Origin of the sequence: Kribbella sp. NPDC004536 (genome assembly GCF_042873835.1) — a bacterium.
Taxonomy (GTDB): Bacteria; Actinomycetota; Actinomycetes; order Propionibacteriales; family Kribbellaceae; genus Kribbella.
Window position 1 is genome coordinate 2106614 of record NZ_JBIALY010000001.1, and the last position, 18268, is coordinate 2124881.

Here is an 18268-nt window from a genome sequence, read left to right on the forward strand (position 1 = left end):
CCCATGGACTACGCGGCATACAAGGCAGCGGAGAAGCGGCTGAGCGAGGCGGTGATGGAGCGGGCGATCACGAAGGAGAACGCGTGGATCGAGGTCGACCGGTTGCGGACCATGGTCCCTACGGTGGAGCCTGCGGCAGATCGCGAGCGTGCCGAGCGGAGTCTGAAGTCGATCGAACGCGCACTGAGCTACAAGGCCCCGCCGATGTCCGACGAGATGGCCGCCGCGATCCGAGTCCAGTCGCAGGCCTTCCTGAGCAAGGGCACTCCTGACGAACGCATCCAGCTGCTCGAGACTGCCATGACCGAGATCAGCCGGATCGCCGACTCGCTGGAAGGCGCCGAAGCCAGCCGCGTCCGCCACCTCAACGAACCCCTCGCCCTGGACATTGAAACCATCCGCATCCACAACGACCCCACCCATCCCGGATACCGAGGACGCACGGAGTAGCAGGGAATACCACAGATGGTTTCGAGCCTCGCCGAACTCATGCGGGTCCAGGCGGACCTCGCTGTAGCGGTGATGCGTGCGGACCAGTCGTGCTGGAACAAGCGGTACGAAGTACTCCCGCGCACTGGCGAGGCAACTGCCGGGATCACCTGGGAAGGCGCCATCCGGTACCACCCGGTAGATGACGTCGAGCCACTGCTGGACATGTTCGATCGCGTCGACGGGCAGCGCGACGGCGAGACGCCGGAGGAGTACCGCGCCGCTCTCGACAGGTACCGCGAGGCTCTACGCACGGTATTTCACGAAAACATCCACCTGCTGGCCCGCCAAGGCACGTCCTTGGCGTTTCCACTCGATGAGTACGAAGGTCAGGCTCACAGGGTTCTCGAGGAGGGTGTCACCGAGCGAGCGACGCGGAACGAGCTCAACAACTTCATCGACGCTCTCGACATCGAACAGATCGTTCCCGGCATCAAGGAGGCGCAGGCCTACGACGCCTATCAGGCCTACATGCCTGCCGTCGACTCGTTCTGTGCGACTGTAGGCGAGGATGTCGGCATGGACCCCGACGAGGTCCTGCACCGGATGGCAGTCGTGAATACCGCAGAGAAGTTCTCGGTCGCCGCAGAACTCCTGTACACGGAGCACCTGAGCCAACTCGTTCCCGGGACTGCGAAGGCAGACGCCGTCCGTCGCATCGCGCAGGCGATGCACAGGCCGTTCGCCCTGATCCAGAAGTACGACCCAAAGGATGAAGAAGACGTCGCGATGTCCGGCATGGCCGGCGTGAACGCGGTCGAGAGGGCCGGTGAGGAGATCCAGAAGATCGCCGAGCGGTGGTCCGGGAACCAGGACCTGCGCCGCGCGCTGGACGCCGGTCTCGGTGCGACGACGGCACCAGGGCGAACGCTGCACGGCGGGAAAACGTCAACGGGCATGCACACCGACAGCGGAGAACAGACCCAAGCACAATCCCGGAACATCACCCCCACCGATCGCCGCCGATCATCGGGCCCTGCGGCGACTTCCCGAGAGTGACCTGGAACTGCGGTCGGCGGTCGTTGTGTGGGTACGTTGGCGGCAGGTTGAGGTGGATCGGACTGGAGGTTGGTTGTGGGGTTTGTTGCTGAGGGCGCGGGGATTCTGGGTGGGTTGGTGGAGTTGCGGCGGGTGTTGCATCGGGAGCCTGAGGTTGGGTTGGTGTTGCCGCGGACTCAGCAGGTGGTGATGGATGCGCTGGCGGGGCTGCCGTTGGAGGTCAGCACCGGGCGTGAGGTGACGTCTGTGGTGGCGGTGTTGCGGGGTGCGGCGCCGGGGCCGACCGTGTTGTTGCGGGGTGACATGGATGCGTTGCCGGTCGTCGAGGAGACGGGACTCGAGTACACCGCCGAGAACGGGAACATGCATGCCTGCGGCCACGACCTGCACACCGCGGGGCTCGTGGGCGCGGCTCGGTTGTTGAGTACGCATCGCGAGGAGCTGCACGGGAACGTGATCTTCATGTTCCAGCCCGGCGAGGAAGGGCTCGGCGGTGCCGGGTACATGCTGCGTGAAGGCTTGCTGGAAGCGACCGGCGACAAGCCGATCGCTGCGTACGCGTTGCATGTCTGGGCGCAGGCTGCCAAGGGGATCTTCCAGGTACGGCCGGGGACGATGATGGCGAGTTCGAACCAGCTGCACATCACCGTGCACGGCAAGGGCGGCCACGGATCGATGCCGTCGACAACGACCGACCCGGTGCCGGTGGTCGCGGAGATCGTGCTCGCGTTGCAGGCGTACGTGACGCGGCGGGTCGACGTGTTCGATCCGGTGGTGGTCACGGTGACGCAGCTCGAGGCCGGCGTCGCGATCAACGTCATCCCGAACACGGCCCGGCTCGGCGCGACCGTACGTACGCTGTCCGACGCCAAGCTCGAGCAGCTGACGCGCGACCTGCCCGCGCTCGCGGAACGGATCGCGGCGGCGCACGGGTGCACGGTGGATGCGCGGCTCGACCCGCAGTACCCGGTGACGGTGAACGATGCCGGGCGTACGGCGGAGACCGCCGCGGTGCTGACCAGCCTGGTCGGCGGGGAGCGGGTGCAGCGGTTGGAGAATCCGTTGATGGGCGCGGAGGACTTCTCGATGGTGCTGCGGAAGGTGCCGGGCACGTTCTCGATGGTCGGCGCTCGCCCCGACGACGTCTCCGCGGCGGAGGCACCGTCCAATCACTCCAGCATCGTTCGCTTCGACGACGCCGTACTCGCGGACAACGCTGCCGCCTTGGCCGAACTGGCGGCGCACCATCTCATTCCGCAGGGGTAGCGAGGTGGGTGTTGATCCGGTTCAGGAGGGCGAAGAGTTGCGCGCGCTCCGCCGGAGTCAGCGGCGCGGTGATGTGGTTGTTGACCTCGGCGAGTACTGCGTCGAGTTCGGCTAGGCGGGCGCGGCCTGCCGGGGTGATGGTGATGGTGTTGCGGCGCTTGTCGGCGGGATCGGGAGCGCGGCTGATCAGGCCGTCGTCCGACAGAGTGTTGAGCACTGCGACCAGGTCGCTCTTGTAGACGCGGGCGCGGCCGGCGACCGCGGCCTGGCTGGCGGGGCCGAACTCCTCGAGCGCGGCCAGTACGACGAAGTGGTCCTTGTGCGCGCCGATCGCGCGGAGGGCGTCGGCGGAGATGCGCTGGGTCTGCGCTGCGGTCATGCCGACCAGCCGGGACAGCTGCGCCTTGAGGCGCTCGGGCGTCTGGTCGCCGTGGTCGAACCGCAGGTCGTCGTCCGGGTCCGGTCGCCTTGGAGGTGGGGTCGGCATGGGGACAGCGTACGCCGCTTGCGTTAGTCGGACTAACGATCTACATTGATTGGCGGCGCCAACATTAGTCCTTCTAACGATTTTTCAGGAGTCCGTCATGACTGATCTTCGTGAACTCGCCGACCGCAGTGAGTTGGCCGAGCTCGTGGCACGCCACAGCCTGTGGCTGGACGAGCTGCGGTACGACGAGTCCGACCAGTTGTTCACCGACGACGTCGTCGTCAAGTCGCTGCGGGGTGAGGCGACCGGGATCGAGGCGCTCATCCAGATCGCCCGCAAGGGGCACGACACCTACGCGCGGACGCTGCACAACAAGTCCAACCTGGTCATCACGGTCGACGGCGACACCGCGGTCGTCCGAGCCAACGACGTCGCGGTACTCGTCCGCCACGACATGACCGAGGAGATCGCGGCTGCCGTCCATCACTACACGGCACGACGCACCCCCAGCGGCTGGCGCTTCGACCGACTGGAGGTCGCCCCGCTCGCACTCACCGCCCCACTCGCACGCGCTATCTAAACGCCCGCACCAGCCGTTCGCCAGAACGCTGAGTTTGAGCTGGTCGGCCCGGTGGGACCGACCAGCGGGTGGGCTCAGGAGACGCCGAGCATGTACGCGCCCCGGCTGCCCTAGGTCGAGCAGCCGGTGTGGAGGTGGCGCCGTAGTCGACCAGCCGATGTCGAGGTGGCGCCGCAGTCAACCAGCCGACGTCGAGGTGGCGCCGTAGGTCGAGTAGCCGGTGTCGAGGGGCGCCGTAGGTCGAGTAGCCGGTGGCGAGGTGGCCGCCGTGGCCGACGTTGTCGACGTGTAGGTAGTACTTGCCGCTTGCAGGGGCGCCAATCCGGTGCAGGCACCGGCACCTGGCGGTGGTGACGGTGGCACGGTGGCACCCGGGCCGGTGGGCGTGCCGACGCCGGCCCGGCCGGAGGCAGGCTCGGTTCGCGGAAGAACCGCTTGCGCGGTCTGGTCGGTGGCGAGGAGCGGCCGCAGCTGGTCGGTTGGCGGACCGTTGTGGGCGGTGGATCCGGGGAGGTCGGTCTCGGCGGGATCGGCGTGCCCGGGCAGCTCGGCGGTCTCGGGTGGCTCGGGTGGCTCGGGTGGCTCGGGTGGCTCGGGTGGCTCGGGTGGCTCGGGGGTCCCAGGACGCTCGGAGGTCCCAGGACGCTCGGAGGTCCCAGGCCTCCCAGGCCTCGCGGGACTCAGGGGGGCCTGGGGGCTTGGGGGTTAGGTGGTGGTGACCTTGATGGTGTAGGTGCCGCGGCTGGCGTAGGTTGAGTAGCCGGTGTTGAGGGGGGTGCCGTAGCCGGAGTTGTCGACGCGGAGGTAGTAGCGGCCGGCTGTTACCTGGCGGCTGATGCTTGCGCTCAGCCCGGTTGGCGTGGACGCGTTGGACTGTCCGGATGCCGGGTCGGCAGTTGCTAGGACCGCGCCGGACGAGTCCAGCAGCTGCAACTTGATGTCCAGATCGGCTCCGGAAGCAGCCGAATCAGCAGCGAACTTGAAGGTGCCGGCCGTCAGGTCGATCCGGAACACGTCGACGTCGGTGTCCTTCTCGTAGACGCCCTTCACGCCGGTGCCGAGCGTGAGCGCATCGGCCGTCGCAGTCGTGTTGCCGTGGTCGTCGGCCCGCAGGGTCAGCCCGTTCTGGCCGATGACCGCGTAGTCGTCTTCCTTGTTGCTGGCATCGGCGTACTCACCTTTGCTCCACTGGCTGATCGCCTTGGAGTACCCGACGCCCATGATCGGCGCCCAGGCGCCATGGCCTGCGTAGTACCCGACGGAGGATGTCCCGTCATGCGACAGACCGACGTTGTGACCCGCCTCGTGCGCGGCGGCCTCGGCGATGTTCTTCGCGGCGGTCCCGACGCCCTTGGTGAAGACGAGCGCCGGCTGGTAGTACGCGTGTTGGCTGGTGTTGTCGTACACGCCGACGTACGCGACCCCGCCGCAGCCGCAGCTGGACTGGTACCAGGTGGTCGGATCGATCACCACGCGCGTGCCGTACTGCTGGTCCGACGTCCCGGACCGGTCGATCGCCGCGGCGGTCGGCTCCTGCGTCGTCACGTCCACGTCGAACGGCGCGTAGTCCTCGGCCACCCGGGCCCAGACATCGTGTACGACGTCCTGCTCAGCCGTACTCCAGCTGGAAGGATCACCGTCGGTGTCATACGGTGTGATGTTCACCGTCGCGGGCTTGCCGTTCTGGTTCCACGCCGTACCGGTGATCGTGTGGCCGGTGAAGTCGAGGTAGATGACCCGGTTCGAGCCGGCCTTGCTGTGCAGCTCGAACGCCGGGCCGGTTGCAGCGGCAACGGCCGTGGTCGCCCAGCGCGGGGACGCCGTAGCGGCGGCCTTCTGCTCAGGCGCCGTGGCGACGGGCTCGCGGTAGAACAGCCGGCCGCCGTGGTCGAGCCAGGCGGTCTTGTCGGTGCTCAGGATCTGCCGGAGGTGCTCGGTGGTCAGCTTGTTCTTCGCGGCGACCTCGGTCAGGCGGGACTGGACCCGGCCGAGCGCGGTCTGGCCCTGCTGCTCCTGGCCGAGCAGTTGGTCGATGGGCAGTGGAGTGGGCTGCTTGGCGTCGGCCTGGTTGCCGAGCACGACGGCGAGCGCTCCGAAAGCGACGACACCGGCGACGGCGAAGGCGCCGATCCGGCGGGGGCGGGTTGGCATGGGGCGGGAACTCCTCGGGAACTTCGGCGTGCCTCACTTGACATCTTCACGTGCGGTGTACGCGAGCGTACTGTGCGTAGCCTGCCCGAAGCTCCCCTCCGCTGTATAGATTCGTCTCGGGATTTAACGCCGACTTGGGAGGGTCCGATGCGGTTCATGATGGTGTTCAAGGCCAGCGCCGAGTCCGAGGCAGGGCAGCCGCCGACGGAGGAGGGCCTGACCGCGATGGGCCTGGTGATGGCCGAGATGGCGGAGAAGGGCGTACTGCTCGCGGGCGACGGCTTGCTGCCGAGCTCGCACGGGTTCCGGATGCAGCTGGACGAGGGCAAGCGGCGGGTGATCGACGGGCCGTTCGCGGAGACCAAGGAGCTGATCGCCGGGTTCTGCCTGATCGAGGTCGCGTCCCGCGAGGAGGCGATCGAGTGGGGCTGGCGGTGCATCGCGGCCGACGCGAAGGGTGCGGGTGACCCGGAGACGTCCGGTCAGCTGGAGATCCGGCCGGTGGCGACGGCGGAGTTCTTCGGCGACAACTACACCGACGAGGCGCGCGATCGCAACGACGTCACGTTCGCGAAGGCGGCCGAGAACCTTCAGAAGAGCAGCACCTGACGGATCGACGTACCGGCGGCCAGGTGGTCGAAGGCGCGGTTGAGGTCTTCGAGGCCGATCGTCGCGGACAGCAGGCGGTCCACCGGCAGGCGGCCGGCTTGGTAGAGGGCGACGTACCTGGGGATGTCTCGGGACGGTACCGAGGAGCCCAGGTACGAGCCCTTCACGGTGCGTTCCTCCGCGACGAGGCTGACGGCTGGGATGCTGAAGGACTGCGACGGGTGCGGCAGGCCGACTGTCACGGTGGTGCCGCCGCGTTTGGTGGCTGCGTACGCCTGTTCGAGGACCTTGGCGCTGCCGACGGTCTCGAAGGTGTACTCCGCTCCGCCGCCTGTCGCCGCTCGTACTTGGTCCACGGCGTCGGGGTCGCGGGCATCCACGACTGCGGTCGCTCCGAGGTCGCGGGCCAGGGAGAGTTTGGCCGGTACTACGTCTACTGCGACGATCGGGTTTGCGCCGACGAGCACTGCGCCTAGCAGCGCTGACAGTCCGACGCCGCCTAGGCCGAAGATGGCTGTACTGCGGCCTGCTTGGAGGCGGGCTGTGTTTACTACCGCGCCCACGCCGGTCATGACGGCGCAGCCGAACAATGCTGCGATCTCTGGTGGGAGCGACGGGTCGATCTTGACGGCCGAATGCGCCGAGATGACCGCATGATCCGCAAACCCCGAAATGCCCAGATGATGGTGCACCTGAGCCTGTCCCTGACCCTCCGGGCGGGTGCGAGGTTGTGCCTGGGCCTCGGTTGGGTGGGTGGGGGTGGTGAGGCGGTGGGCGCCGGAGAGGAGGGTGCCGGCGGTGTTGGCGGCGGCGCCTGGCTCGCAGAGGGCGGCTCTGCCTTCGGTGCAGGGAGGGCAGGTGCCGCAAGCCGGGACGAAGGCGCAGGAGACTACGTCGCCGGGCGCGAATCCGGCGGCTTCCGAGTGGATCACCTCGCCGGTGGCTTCGTGGCCGAGGAGCATCGGCATCACCCGCGGGCGGGAGCCGTCGATGACCGACAGGTCCGAGTGGCACAGGCCGGTGGCGCGGATCCGGATCAGGAGTTCGCCGGGTCCGGGTGGCGCGAGTTCCAGCTCTTCCAGCTGCAGCGGGCGGGAGTCGGCGTACGGTGCCGGCAGGCCCATCTCGCGGAGTACGGCGCCACGCACGATCATCGGGTGATCCCTTCGAGCGCGGCCCGGATCCGCTCCGGCACCGGTACCGGCCGCCGCTCCGCCCGGTCGACGAACACGTGCACGAACCGCCCGACCGCCGCCGGCTGCTCCGAGTCCTCCCGGAACAGGCCGATCTCGTACCGCACGCTCGAGTTTCCCAACTGCCCGCACCGCAGTCCGGCGTCGACCACCCCTGGGAACTCGAGCGGCTGCTTGAACGTGCACTGCGAGTCCACGCACAGCCCGATCACGTCACCGCCGTGGATGTCGAGCCCACCGGAGCGGATCAGGAAGTCGTTGATGACCGTGTCGAAGAAGCTGTAGTACTCGACGTTGTTGACGTGCCCGTAGACGTCGTTGTCCTTCCACCGCAGCGTGATCGCCAGGTGGTGTGGATACGCGTCACGCTCCATGACCACCCCGTTCGCGCGACGGCTCCGAATTGCGAACCATCGTAACCGCTGCCCGAATGGCCTCACCGCAAGCTTGAATTGAGCATGCGCTTCGTCCTGATCCACGGCGCCGCCAGCAGACCGTGGCACTGGCACCCGGTCACTGCCGAACTTCGTTCCCGCGGGCACGAAGTGATCCCGGTGGACCTACCGTGCGACAACCCGTCGGCGGGGTTACCGCAGTACGTCGACACGGTGGTGGACGCGGTCCCGGAAGGCGAGGACGTCGTGCTGGTGGCGCACTCACTCGGGGGCTTCACCGGGACGTTGGTCTGCGAGCGGCTGCCTGTCCGGGAGTTCGTGCTGGTCGCCGGGATGGTGCCGGCGCCGGGTGAACGGATCGCCGAATGGTGGGGCAACACCGGGTACGTCTGGGTCGACGAGGAAGTGGACGCGTTCTTCCACGATCTGCCGCCGGAGTTCGCGGACGAAGCGCGCCGGCAGTTGCGGACGCAGTCGGCGGGGCCGATGAACGACCCGTGTGCCTTCGAGACGTGGCCGACGGTTCCGACGCGGGCGGTGATCGCGCGGGACGACCTGTTGTTTCCCGCCGAGTTTCTGCGGCGGGTGACGCGTGAGCGGCTCGGATTTGCTCCGCACGAAATACCTGGGGCACATTTTCCGATGCTCGGTCAGCCTGATGCCGTGGTGGACTATCTCCTAAACGGCGAGGGGGCTGGGCATGGGTGATGTGGTCGCGGGGCGGCACACGGCGGCGTACGACGGGGAGTTGGTGGTGTTCCTCATCGGGATGCGGGTCAATTCGGTGCTGAAGGTGCGTGAGTGGTTGCCGGTCGCGCGGGCGATGGGGCCGATGCTGCGGGAGCTGTCCAAGCAGAAGGACAGCGGGCTGCTGGGTTTCCGGACGTTGCCGACGTGGCGCGGGGTGACGCTCGTGCAGTACTGGGAGTCCGTCGAGAAGCTCCAGGCGTTCGCGAACGACACCAGTCGCACGCACCGGCCGGCCTGGGTCGAGTACTTCCGCAACTCGTTCAAGGGCGGATCGGTCGGCATCTGGCACGAGACGTACGTCGTACCAGCCGGCAACACCGAGACGATCTACGGCAACATGCCCCTGCTCGGCCTCGGCCGCGTCGACGGCGTCGTACCGGTGGGCAAGCGCGGCGACACCGCAGCGGAACGCCTGAAGCACTAGCAGCCTAGAGTTCAGGCGTGCGGTTCATCCGGGATCTGTGGACGCTGCTGCAGCGGCGGGACTTCCGGCGTTTGTTCGCGGTTCGGCTGACGTCGCAGTGCGGCGACGGGGTGTTCCAGGTCGCGCTGGCGTCGTACGTGCTGTTCTCGCCGGAGCGGGCGCCGGACGCGGCCGCGATCGCGGGGCTGTTCGCGGTCTCGCTGCTGCCGTACTCGGTCCTCGGACCGTTCACCGGCGTACTGCTGGACCGCTGGTCGCGCCGGCAGATCCTGTTCGGTGCGAACTTGACCCGGGCCGCACTGGTCATCGGGGTCGGCGCGATCGTCGCGGCCGACAGCGCAGGCGTGTTGTTCTACCTCGCCGTACTGCTCACCCTCGGCGTGAACCGCTTCCTGCTCTCCGGCCTGTCCGCCGGCCTCCCCCACGTCGTCGAGCGCGACGAACTGGTGATGGCGAACGCGGTCACCCCGACCTCCGGTACGGCGTTCTTCCTGATCGGCGGCGGGATCGGCGCCGGCGTGAAGATCGTCGTCGACTCAGACCTCGCCGTACTAGGGCTGACCGTGGTCATCTACACGGCCGCCGCGCTTCTCGCCCTGAGGCTCCGCCGCGACCAGCTCGGTCCGGACCTGAAGGGTGACGAGCCGGGCATCCTCGAGGCGCTCCGGACCATCGCGGCCGGGCTGGTCGACGGCGGGCGGCACCTCCGCGAACGCCGCCAGCCCGCGCTCGGCCTGCTCGCGATCGGCTCGCTCCGGTTCTTCTTCGGGCTGATGACGGTCGCGATGATCCTGCTGTACCGGAACTACTTCTACGGTCCGGGCCAGCTCGACCAGGCGTTCGCCGCGCTCGCGGTCGCGACCGGTGCGGTGGGAGCCGGGCTGTTCGTCGCCGCGCTGATCACGCCGTGGGGCACGCGCGTGCTGTCGCTGCGCCGGTGGATCACCTGGTTGTTCGTCAGCGCCGCGGTCGTCAGTGCCGTACCGATCGGGTTCTACACCAAGCCCGCGCTGGTGATCGGCGGGTTCCTGACCGGGTTCTGCGCGCAGGGCATCAAGATCAGCGTCGACACCCTCGTCCAGACGGGTGTCGACGACGAGTACCGCGGCCGGGTCTTCGCGCTGTACGACATGATCTACAACGTCGGGCAGGTGTCCGCGGCCGCACTCGGCGCGGCGGTCCTGCCCGACAGCGGCAAGTCGTACCCGGTCCTCGCACTGATCGTGCTCGGGTTCGCGGTCACCGCGGTGCTGTACTCACGTGCCTCGCAGCGCGGTGATCGGCTGGATGGCGGAGGCCTTCCAGGCGGGGTACGTACCGGCGACCAGTCCGATGAACGCACCCAGCAGGGGTGAACCGAACGCCAGCCGGTTGTCCAGGATCGGGGTCCAGTCGCGGATCCAGGACACGCTGACGGTCAGGATCACGCCGACCGCCGTACCGAGCAGGCCGCCGAGGAAGCCGACGATCACGCTCTCCACCAGGAACTGCGCGGCGATGTGTCTTCGCGCCGCTCCCAGCGCTCTGCGCAGGCCGATCTCCGAGATGCGTTCGAGTACGGACAGCAGCGTCACGTTCGCGATGCCCAGGCCGCCGACGAGGAGCGCTACTGCGCCGAGGAGCAGGAACAGCGCGTTCAGGTCGGACTCGACACCTTTGCGTACGGCGCCTTGTTTGGGCGGGGCGTCGACGCTCAGGGTGCTCGGGTCGTTCGGCTGGATCGCGATCGGAGCCTGCTGGGCGATCAGCTGGGCGGCGCCTACCGCCGTCCGGATCTCGACCGCGTCGGGCGATTCCAGGTTGTAGGCCTGGCGGGCGGCGCCGTTCGGCATGATCACGGCGTCGTTCAGTTCGGCCCGGCCGCTGACCGAGTCGAGGATGCCGATCACCGTGTACGGCTGGTCGCCGATGAACACCGCCGGCTGCGCGTCGACCCGGTTGATACCGAGCCGCTCGGCGGCGTGCTTGCCCAGGACAACCACCTTGTCGGCGCGCCGGTCGTGGCCGTCGTCGAAGAACCTGCCGGTCTTCAGCACCGCGCGGACCGCATCCCACAGGCCGGCCGAACCGGCCATGACGGGAAGCGCCTTGCCGGAACCGTCGTCCAGTCCGGTGACGTTCTGGACGAGGTCGGAGCCGATCTGAAGATTGCTGACGGTGCCGACCGCTTCGACGCCGTTCAACCGCTGGATCCGTGCGGGCGCGTCCCACGGGAGTTGCGTCGCGGCCTCCCCTTCCTGCCCACCTTTGTCGCCCGGTTCCACCACCACCCGCGTAGCAGCAGCCAGATCGAACCGCTGCGTGATCTGCCCAGCAGCGGTCTGCCCGAGCCCGACCGTCCCCACCAACGCCGCAACCCCGAGCACGGTGCCGAGCGTGGTGAGGATCAACCGAGTAGGCCGCGCGGCAACACCGGCCAGCGCCTCGTCCAGCAGATCTCTTACTGCCGGACGAGACCTCAGCCGGCGTCGCCGCGACGTGGACGGCCCGCCGGTCGGGTCCGGGAGGCCTGCTTGGGTTACCACTGGAGGGTTCCGTCGACGATGCGGACCTGGCGTTGGGCGCGGCGGCTGACGTGGTCGTCGTGGGTGATGACGGCCAGCGTCATGCCCTCGGCGTGCAGTTCGTCGAACACTCGCAGGATCGCCTCCGCGTTCATACTGTCCAGGTTTCCGGTCGGTTCGTCCGCCAGCAGCAGGCTCGGTTCCGCGACCAGCGCCCGCGCGATCGCGACCCGCTGCCGTTCCCCACCCGACAGCGTGGTCGGTGCGAACTCCATCCGATGTGCGAGCCCGACCCGCTCCAGCGCGACCCGCGCCCGGGCGAGACGCTCCCGTCGCGGCACCCCGACGTACACCATCGACAGCGCGACGTTCTCCAGTACGGTCCGGTGGTCGAGCAGATGGAACGACTGGAACACGAACCCGATCCGCTGCCCGCGCAGTACGGCGCGCCGGCGCTCGCGCAGGCTCATCGTGTCCACACCGTCCAGCCGGTAGACGCCATCCGTTGGGTTGTCCAACAACCCGAGCAGATGCAGCAGTGTCGACTTCCCCGACCCGGACGGCCCGACGATCGACAGGTACTCCCCCTGCCCGATGGTCAGATCGATCCCCTTGATCGCCCGTACTTCAGGCGGCCCCGGAAAGAACCGCCGTACCCCGATCATCTCGACCACGGGCGCCGGCAGCGCAACTGCCGTACTCATTTCCCGACCACCACCTGATCGCCCTCGGACAGCTTCGCGTCGCCCTTCGGCGTGACCTGCGCGAACCCGTCCGCTGAGAGCCCGACCGTCACCGGAACCAGCTCTACCTTCCCGTTGCGCAGTACCTCGACCCGCGACGCGCCGTCCGACCCGGACGACAGCGCGGCCACTGGTACGGCGAGAACCTTGCCGCTGGTGCTCTTCACCGGGATCGTCACGCGCACGTTCGCGTCCCGCAGTACGGCCAACTGGCTCGCGGTCAACGCGTTCGGCGCGACCACCACGTCGTACTGCGTACCGTCCTTGGAGACCCGCCGTACCTTCGCAGCGATCGGCGTACCGTCGACGTCGAGCGATGCGGCCATACCGGCCTTCAACCGCTGCGCCGTCTCCGCGTCGACCTTCACCGTGACGACCAGCGACGCACCGCTCGCCGACATCACGACGCCGTTGACAGTCCCGCCACGCTCGACCTTCACGTCGTCGACGCGCCGCGGGAGCGTCTTCACGTACACGATCTCCGACACCGGCAGCGGCGTACCGGCCTTGAACTCGGCCTCGGCCTTCGCGTCCTGGGCGTCCGACAGGTTCTGTTCGGCATCGTCGACCGCACCTTGCTGGACCGTGGTGTCCTTCGCGTGAGCGGCTTTCGCCGCCTTGAGCTGCGACTGCGCCTGGCGAAGCTGCTTCTTCGCCGCGTCGACCTGCTTCTTCGCCTGGTCGACCGCCTGCGTGAACCGCTCGTCGGGTTCCGGCGCGTCGTACCCGGCGGCGTCGTACAGCTTCTCCACCGCGGCCGACGTGTCCAGCGTGTACTCGTCGTCGACCGTGCCCGGGTCGTACCCGAGCCGCTCGAGCGTCTGCTCCAACTGCAGCACGTCCGGTCCCTTGCTCCCCGGCGACAAGGTCCGGTACATCGGCAGTACGCCGGCCAGCCCGATCACCGGCCGCCCGGTGATCTCGAGCAGCGCCTTGCCCTCGGTGATCGTCGACCCGACCGCCGGTACCTTGCCGGTGACGATCGCCGGCGTTGTCAGCCCGCTCGTCTCGACCCGGATGTTGACCGCGCCGTCGAACGACGCGTCACCCCGTCCCACCACCTTGCTCGACAGCAGCTTCCTCGCCACCGGCACGGTGATCTGGGAGGCCGACGGCGGCGCGGTCTTCGCCGCCGCGTCCTCCGGCGAGGTGATCCGGCTGCCCGCCGCGATCCCGATCCCGAGCGACACGACCGCTACCCCGGCCACGCTCACCAGCACCCGGCGGCGGGACTTGGGCGAAGCGGTCACCGGTTCGCCGTCTCGTCGCGGTACGCCTCGAGCTCGGCCTTGTGCTGGTCGACGAACTCCTTCTCCTGCTCGTACTGCACCTTCTTGTAGGCGTCGTCGTACCCCTTGGCCTTGCACTTCTGGTCCGCCACCGCGAGCTCTATCTCGGACTTGCGCAGGTCCGACAGCTTGGCCGCGTCCACCTTGTCGAACGACGGCGGTCCGGTGAGCGTCTTCGCCGGACCGCCCTTGGCCGGCGGCTGCGTACCGGTCAGCGCGTCGAGCTTCTGCTGGATCTGGTCCCGCGGATCCGAGACCTTCTTGAACCCGGCGTGCCCGGCGTCGGCCATGCAGTCGGTCCACGCGGTGGTCGCGTCCACGACCCGCTGGTCGGAGTCGATCCGCTTCTGCAGCGCTTCGATGTCCTTGAACAGGCTCTGGAACTTCTTGAAGTCGATGTTCTTGCCGGCATCGTCGCCGTACACCTGCTTGACCGCCTTGCCGCGGCAGCCGAGATCCTGCTGGCCACTCGAGTTCGGACCGCCGTCACTGCCGCCCTGGATCAGGATCGCGCCGTTCCCGGACGCGTTCGGCCCGTTCAGCGCCTTGTCGTACGCCTTCTGCGCGGCCGGCGAGAGCGCCTTGCGGATCTTGGTGTTCGGGTTCGTGTCGTCGTCGCCGGCCTTCGACCAGTCGATCGTGCTGATCCCGTACCCGTACTGCTGGGCGAACTTGTCCGGCGGCAGGTTGAACGCGTCGCTGAACTTCCCCTTGGCGTTCTGTTCCGGCGGTACGGCCACGTACTCGAACCCGGCTGCCTTCATGCACGCGGCGGTCGCGTCCTCGACCTTGCGCTGCTTGGCCAGATCCTCCTCGGACGGCTGCTGCGCGCCACCGGCCCGGGTCGCGACCCGGAATCCGCCACCGGACGAATTGACGAACCCGTCGCCCATGTACTCCGCGAGCGGGCTCTTGTCGCTGTTCTGATCGGACGCGACCGGAGCCTTGTCGTTTCCGCAACCGGCCAGCGCCAGGACCGCGATCACGGCCAATGCTGTTCTCTTCATGGCAGTGGAGCGTGCCGCCGGAGCCGTGAAGAACCTGTGAAGGACCGGTATGCACCCGATGCTCTCAGCCGATCTTCATCGGATTCTCATCTCTTTCGGCGACATTGAGGACTATGCCAGCGCGGATCCTGGTCGCCGAAGACGACCTCAAGCAGGCGGAGCTGATCCGGCGGTACCTCGAACGGGAAGGGCACCTGACCGTCGTCGTGCACGACGGCCGGGAGGCGATCGACGAGGCCCGCCGGCGCAGCCCGGACCTGCTGGTGCTCGACGTGATGATGCCGAAGGTCGACGGCCTGGACGTGTGCCGGGTGTTGCGCGCGGACTCCTCGAACGGTGCCGACGTACCGATCATCATGTTGACGGCGCGTTCCACCGAGGACGACCTGTTGCTGGGCCTCGACCTCGGCGCGGACGACTACCTGACCAAGCCGTACAACCCGCGCGAACTCGTCGCCCGGGTCCGGACCGTACTGCGGCGGACCCGGGTCCGGTCCGAGGGTGAGGTGTACCGGGTCGGCGACCTGGAGATCGACCCGTCGCGGCACGAGGTCAGGTTGACCGGGAAGCTGGTCGAGCTGACGCCGGCCGAGTTCAAGATCCTCGCGTGCCTGGCCGCGTCACCCGGCCGGGCGTTCTCCCGGCAGCAGCTGCTCGAGCACGCGTTCGGCTTCGACCACTACGTGTTCGACCGTACTGTCGACGTGCACGTGATGAACCTGCGGAAGAAGATCGAGCCGTCGCCGGGCGTACCGACGTACCTGAAGACCGTGTACGGCATCGGGTACAAGCTGGTGGAGGCGGCGCATGCGGCGTAGCGTGCTGGTCCGCTTCCTCGGGCTCTCGCTCGCGGTCGCGCTCGGAGCGGTGATCGCGACCGCGCTGATCGCCACGTACGGCACGTCGGAGAAGCTGCAGGGCGAGATCGACGCGAATACGGGCCAACTGCAGGTCGACGGCGAGATCTACGCGCGGCTGTCGAAGTACGCCGCCGACCATCCGACGTGGTCGGGCGTGGACAAAGTGGTGCACGAGCTGGCGAACCAGCTCGGCCGGCGGATCGCGGTGACCACCGACGACGGGACGGTGATCGCGGACTCGGCCCGGATGCTCGGCGCCGCGCCCGAACTCCCGTCGGTGCCTGCGGCAACCATCGACGCGCGCGGCGGCGGGATGGGGCGGCTGAGCGGAACGACGGCCGTCTACCAGGCCCCCAAGTCGGCGATCACCATGAACGAGTTCACCGCCACCGCTGCGATCGGACCGTTCATGGCCTACTCGGACTGGGGGCTGACCGACGACGAACTGAAGCAGCGGAACCAGTTGGCCAAGCAGGCGGTGGCCTGCTTGGCCGCCAAGGGCAAGTCGGCGAGTGTCGCCGGTGACGGCGGAACGGTTCCACAGGTGATGATCGAATCGACCCAGTCGGTGGCCGGCGTCCGGGTGAACGCCAGCCCGACAGGTAAGGACGCATGCCTGCCGGCGAGCATGTACGCGCCGAGCGCGAAGGCGAAGATCGTCAACGACGACGAGGTACGCCGCTCGACCGCCTGCCTGGACGCGGCCGGGATCAAGTACAAGATCAACGACTACTCGGGCCTGCGCTCCGTCGAGCCGGTCGCGAAGGACATGATCGACGACACGTTCGGGAACTGTGTGACCCAGGCCCGCGTCCAGGCGTTGACGCCGTACGTCGCGCCGCCGGCGAAGCTCTACCTCGGCGCGAAGAGCACGTTCAACGTGTTCTCTGGCGAGGGATTGGCCCGTACGGCGGCGACCGCGCTCGGGGTGGTACTGATCGCGGCGCTGGTGATGTTCTTCGCGGGGCGACGGTTGGTGCGGCCAATCGTCGCGCTGACCGGAGCGGCGCAGCGGATGCGGAACGGTGATCACGCGGCGCGGGTCCCGGTGAGCGGGAAGGATGAGGTGGCGCGGCTCGGTCATGCGTTCAACGAGATGGCCGAAGCGATCCAGCGGCACGACTTCCAGCGCAAGGCGATGGTGAGCGACGTCGCTCATGAACTGCGGACGCCGCTGGCCAACATCAAGGGCTACCTGGTCGCATCTGAAGACGGCGTCGTTCCGCTGGACGGAGCGCTCGTCACCTCGCTGCTGGAGGAGACGGATCTGCTCGAACACCTGGTAGCCGACCTCCAGGACCTGGCCCTCGCCGACGCCGGCATGCTCCGCCTACACCCCGCCCCCCGCGACCTGACCGACCTGGCTGGTCAAGTCGTCCTGGCCCACCAACCCACCGCGGAAACCGCCTCCGTAACCCTCACGTCCACAGCTACTGGGCCCTCACCAGCAGTCGTCGACAGCGCTCGCATTCGACAGGCTCTCGGCAACCTAGTCTCCAACGCGATCAGGTACACCCCACCTGGCGGCCAGGTGATGGTCGGCGTACGCCCCGTGGACAACGGCTACAACCTGAGCGTGACCGACAACGGCACAGGCATCGCGCCGGAGCACCTCCCCCACCTGTTCGACCGCTTCTACCGCGCCGATGTCTCCCGCACCCGAACGACCGGCGGCAGCGGCCTCGGCCTCGCCATCACCAAGCACCTGACCGAAGCGCATCAAGGCCGGATCACCGTCACCAGCCGCCTCGGATCAGGCTCGACGTTCACGATCTGGCTCCCTTCCACTGCCACACTGTCCGGGTGACCCAGCCCCCGAACGCCCCCGGCCCGTACGGCCCGCCTCCGAACGCCGGCTGGCAACAACAACCACCCCACGGCAACACCCCCGGCCCGACCCAACCGCCGTACGGCAGTTCCGGGCAGGCTCCGTACGGCGGGCAAGGTCAGGCTCCGTACGGCGGACCCGGGCAGGGCCAGCCGCCGTACGGCGGGCCTGGCTACGGACCTGGATACGGGCCCGGGTATCCGCCCGGCGGACCGGGTCCCGGCGGTCGCGGCCCACGGCGCACACCGCTGTACATCGCACTCGGCGTGGTCGTCGTACTGGTCCTCGCCGGTGTCGCCACACTCCTCGCGACCCGCTCCAGCAGCAACGACACGAGCGGACCAACCCAACCGTCGACGGCCCCGCCCCCAGCGACCACCTCCGCGGAGTCGAGCATCAGCCCAGCACCACAGCCGACGGCACCCTCAACCGCCGCCCCGCGCCTGGCCGACGCCAAGACTCTCGCGACCAGGTTCGTCGCCTACCTGAATGCGAACGACCAGACGCACGCGACCGCGCTCGGCTGCGAGGAGAGCAGGAAACTGCTGACCGGCCAACTCATCGTCACGATCGACCCACCCACGAAGCTGGCAGTCACCGGCCCAGGCGTGTCGGTACCGAGCTACTACCCGCGGATCTCGGTCCCGTTCTCCGGCACCACGAACGGCACCGTCCCGCTGACAGGTACCGTCGACATCATGGACATCCCGTCCCGCCCGCTCTGCGTCCGGCTGACGTCGCTGCAACACTGACC

At 68.2% G+C, this 18268-nt stretch carries 19 protein-coding genes; 11 read left to right on the top strand and 8 right to left on the bottom strand.

Going from position 1 to position 18268, the window contains the following annotated elements; genetic code table 11:
* Positions 1-3: 3 nt before the first annotated feature.
* The 3 genes from ACFYRU_RS10480 to ACFYRU_RS10490 all read left to right on the top strand — a co-directional run bounded on the left by ACFYRU_RS10480 (position 4) and on the right by ACFYRU_RS10490 (position 2754).
* Positions 4-450 carry a hypothetical protein gene (locus ACFYRU_RS10480; protein ID WP_387655677.1) on the top strand — a complete coding sequence of 149 codons (447 nt, stop codon included), beginning with the start codon at positions 4-6 and terminating at the stop codon, positions 448-450.
* A 204-nt stretch (positions 451-654) separates the two neighbouring features.
* Positions 655-1488, top strand: a complete 834-nt coding sequence (locus ACFYRU_RS10485; RefSeq protein ID WP_387655679.1) for a hypothetical protein — start codon at positions 655-657, stop codon at positions 1486-1488.
* A gap of 117 nt (positions 1489-1605) precedes the next feature.
* Entirely contained in the window at positions 1606-2754 is a 1149-nt protein-coding gene (locus ACFYRU_RS10490) for a M20 family metallopeptidase (protein ID WP_387658080.1), read from the top strand.
* Here the strand turns inward: ACFYRU_RS10490 and ACFYRU_RS10495 are convergent.
* Positions 2738-3241 carry a MarR family winged helix-turn-helix transcriptional regulator gene (locus tag ACFYRU_RS10495; RefSeq protein ID WP_387655682.1) on the bottom strand — a complete coding sequence of 168 codons (504 nt, stop codon included), beginning with the start codon at positions 3239-3241 and terminating at the stop codon, positions 2738-2740. The two genes, ACFYRU_RS10490 and ACFYRU_RS10495, sit on opposite strands and share 17 nt — an antisense overlap.
* A 97-nt stretch (positions 3242-3338) precedes the next feature.
* Here ACFYRU_RS10495 and ACFYRU_RS10500 point away from each other — a divergent pair, with 97 nt between their 5' ends.
* A complete protein-coding gene (locus ACFYRU_RS10500) occupies positions 3339-3761 on the top strand; it encodes a nuclear transport factor 2 family protein (RefSeq protein WP_387655685.1) in 423 nt (140 codons plus the stop codon).
* A 705-nt stretch (positions 3762-4466) separates the two neighbouring features.
* On the opposite strand, the gene ACFYRU_RS10505 is transcribed toward ACFYRU_RS10500, so the two are convergent.
* Positions 4467-5912 (bottom strand): M12 family metallo-peptidase, encoded by a 1446-nt coding sequence (locus tag ACFYRU_RS10505; RefSeq protein WP_387655688.1) that lies wholly within the window; start codon positions 5910-5912, stop codon positions 4467-4469.
* Between the two features lie 147 nt (positions 5913-6059).
* Between ACFYRU_RS10505 and ACFYRU_RS10510 the strand changes: the two genes are divergently transcribed.
* Positions 6060-6521 carry a YciI family protein gene (locus ACFYRU_RS10510; RefSeq protein WP_387655691.1) on the top strand — a complete coding sequence of 154 codons (462 nt, stop codon included), beginning with the start codon at positions 6060-6062 and terminating at the stop codon, positions 6519-6521.
* Here ACFYRU_RS10510 and ACFYRU_RS10515 read toward each other — a convergent pair.
* Positions 6503-7675, bottom strand: coding sequence for a zinc-dependent alcohol dehydrogenase family protein (locus ACFYRU_RS10515; RefSeq protein ID WP_387655694.1), 1173 nt, complete (start codon positions 7673-7675; stop codon positions 6503-6505). The genes ACFYRU_RS10510 and ACFYRU_RS10515 overlap by 19 nt on opposite strands.
* A complete protein-coding gene (locus ACFYRU_RS10520) occupies positions 7672-8088 on the bottom strand; it encodes an acyl-CoA thioesterase (protein WP_387655696.1) in 417 nt (138 codons plus the stop codon). The genes ACFYRU_RS10515 and ACFYRU_RS10520 overlap by 4 nt, the downstream gene beginning before the upstream one ends.
* 84 nt (positions 8089-8172) lie before the next feature.
* Here ACFYRU_RS10520 and ACFYRU_RS10525 point away from each other — a divergent pair, with 84 nt between their 5' ends.
* Genes ACFYRU_RS10525 through ACFYRU_RS10535 form a run of 3 tightly spaced genes read left to right on the top strand, consistent with a single transcriptional unit; the run spans position 8173 to position 10638 of the window.
* Positions 8173-8817, top strand: a complete 645-nt coding sequence (locus ACFYRU_RS10525) for an alpha/beta fold hydrolase (RefSeq protein ID WP_387655699.1) — start codon at positions 8173-8175, stop codon at positions 8815-8817.
* Positions 8810-9283, top strand: a complete 474-nt coding sequence (locus tag ACFYRU_RS10530) for a DUF4188 domain-containing protein (RefSeq protein WP_387655701.1) — start codon at positions 8810-8812, stop codon at positions 9281-9283. The genes ACFYRU_RS10525 and ACFYRU_RS10530 overlap by 8 nt, the downstream gene beginning before the upstream one ends.
* 17 nt (positions 9284-9300) lie before the next feature.
* Positions 9301-10638, top strand: a complete 1338-nt coding sequence (locus ACFYRU_RS10535) for an MFS transporter (RefSeq protein ID WP_387655704.1) — start codon at positions 9301-9303, stop codon at positions 10636-10638.
* Here ACFYRU_RS10535 and ACFYRU_RS10540 read toward each other — a convergent pair.
* From ACFYRU_RS10540 to ACFYRU_RS10555, 4 genes are read right to left on the bottom strand one after another with little or no spacing between them, the layout of a single operon-like run.
* Positions 10540-11808, bottom strand: a complete 1269-nt coding sequence (locus ACFYRU_RS10540) for an ABC transporter permease (RefSeq protein ID WP_387655707.1) — start codon at positions 11806-11808, stop codon at positions 10540-10542. The genes ACFYRU_RS10535 and ACFYRU_RS10540 overlap by 99 nt on opposite strands.
* Positions 11802-12491 (bottom strand): ABC transporter ATP-binding protein, encoded by a 690-nt coding sequence (locus ACFYRU_RS10545; protein ID WP_387655710.1) that lies wholly within the window; start codon positions 12489-12491, stop codon positions 11802-11804. Before ACFYRU_RS10545 ends, ACFYRU_RS10540 begins: the two co-directional genes overlap by 7 nt.
* Entirely contained in the window at positions 12488-13780 is a 1293-nt protein-coding gene (locus ACFYRU_RS10550) for a peptidoglycan-binding protein (RefSeq protein ID WP_387655713.1), read from the bottom strand. Before ACFYRU_RS10550 ends, ACFYRU_RS10545 begins: the two co-directional genes overlap by 4 nt.
* Positions 13777-14826, bottom strand: coding sequence for a hypothetical protein (locus ACFYRU_RS10555; RefSeq protein WP_387655716.1), 1050 nt, complete (start codon positions 14824-14826; stop codon positions 13777-13779). Before ACFYRU_RS10555 ends, ACFYRU_RS10550 begins: the two co-directional genes overlap by 4 nt.
* 113 nt (positions 14827-14939) lie before the next feature.
* Here ACFYRU_RS10555 and ACFYRU_RS10560 point away from each other — a divergent pair, with 113 nt between their 5' ends.
* From ACFYRU_RS10560 to ACFYRU_RS10570, 3 genes are read left to right on the top strand one after another with little or no spacing between them, the layout of a single operon-like run.
* The gene (locus tag ACFYRU_RS10560) at positions 14940-15644 is read left to right on the top strand and encodes a response regulator transcription factor (protein WP_387655719.1); all 705 of its coding nucleotides are present in this window, start codon (positions 14940-14942) and stop codon (positions 15642-15644) included.
* Positions 15634-17493, top strand: a complete 1860-nt coding sequence (locus ACFYRU_RS10565; protein ID WP_387655722.1) for a sensor histidine kinase — start codon at positions 15634-15636, stop codon at positions 17491-17493. The genes ACFYRU_RS10560 and ACFYRU_RS10565 overlap by 11 nt, the downstream gene beginning before the upstream one ends.
* On the top strand, positions 17490-18266 hold the full coding sequence (locus ACFYRU_RS10570) for a hypothetical protein (protein ID WP_387655724.1): 777 nt from the start codon (positions 17490-17492) through the stop codon (positions 18264-18266). Before ACFYRU_RS10565 ends, ACFYRU_RS10570 begins: the two co-directional genes overlap by 4 nt.
* The last annotated feature ends 2 nt before the right edge of the window (positions 18267-18268 follow it).

Coding starts and splice junctions, on each gene's coding strand:
- ACFYRU_RS10480 (WP_387655677.1), top strand. CDS start 4: ATGGACTACGCGGCATACAAGGCAGCGGAGAAGCGGCTGAGCGAGGCG.
- ACFYRU_RS10485 (WP_387655679.1), top strand. CDS start 655: ATGTTCGATCGCGTCGACGGGCAGCGCGACGGCGAGACGCCGGAGGAG.
- ACFYRU_RS10495 (WP_387655682.1), bottom strand. CDS start 3,241: ATGCCGACCCCACCTCCAAGGCGACCGGACCCGGACGACGACCTGCGG.
- ACFYRU_RS10500 (WP_387655685.1), top strand. CDS start 3,339: ATGACTGATCTTCGTGAACTCGCCGACCGCAGTGAGTTGGCCGAGCTC.
- ACFYRU_RS10505 (WP_387655688.1), bottom strand. CDS start 5,912: ATGCCAACCCGCCCCCGCCGGATCGGCGCCTTCGCCGTCGCCGGTGTC.
- ACFYRU_RS10510 (WP_387655691.1), top strand. CDS start 6,060: ATGCGGTTCATGATGGTGTTCAAGGCCAGCGCCGAGTCCGAGGCAGGG.
- ACFYRU_RS10515 (WP_387655694.1), bottom strand. CDS start 7,675: ATGATCGTGCGTGGCGCCGTACTCCGCGAGATGGGCCTGCCGGCACCG.
- ACFYRU_RS10520 (WP_387655696.1), bottom strand. CDS start 8,088: ATGGAGCGTGACGCGTATCCACACCACCTGGCGATCACGCTGCGGTGG.
- ACFYRU_RS10525 (WP_387655699.1), top strand. CDS start 8,173: ATGCGCTTCGTCCTGATCCACGGCGCCGCCAGCAGACCGTGGCACTGG.
- ACFYRU_RS10530 (WP_387655701.1), top strand. CDS start 8,810: ATGGGTGATGTGGTCGCGGGGCGGCACACGGCGGCGTACGACGGGGAG.
- ACFYRU_RS10545 (WP_387655710.1), bottom strand. CDS start 12,491: ATGAGTACGGCAGTTGCGCTGCCGGCGCCCGTGGTCGAGATGATCGGG.
- ACFYRU_RS10555 (WP_387655716.1), bottom strand. CDS start 14,826: ATGAAGAGAACAGCATTGGCCGTGATCGCGGTCCTGGCGCTGGCCGGT.
- ACFYRU_RS10560 (WP_387655719.1), top strand. CDS start 14,940: ATGCCAGCGCGGATCCTGGTCGCCGAAGACGACCTCAAGCAGGCGGAG.
- ACFYRU_RS10565 (WP_387655722.1), top strand. CDS start 15,634: ATGCGGCGTAGCGTGCTGGTCCGCTTCCTCGGGCTCTCGCTCGCGGTC.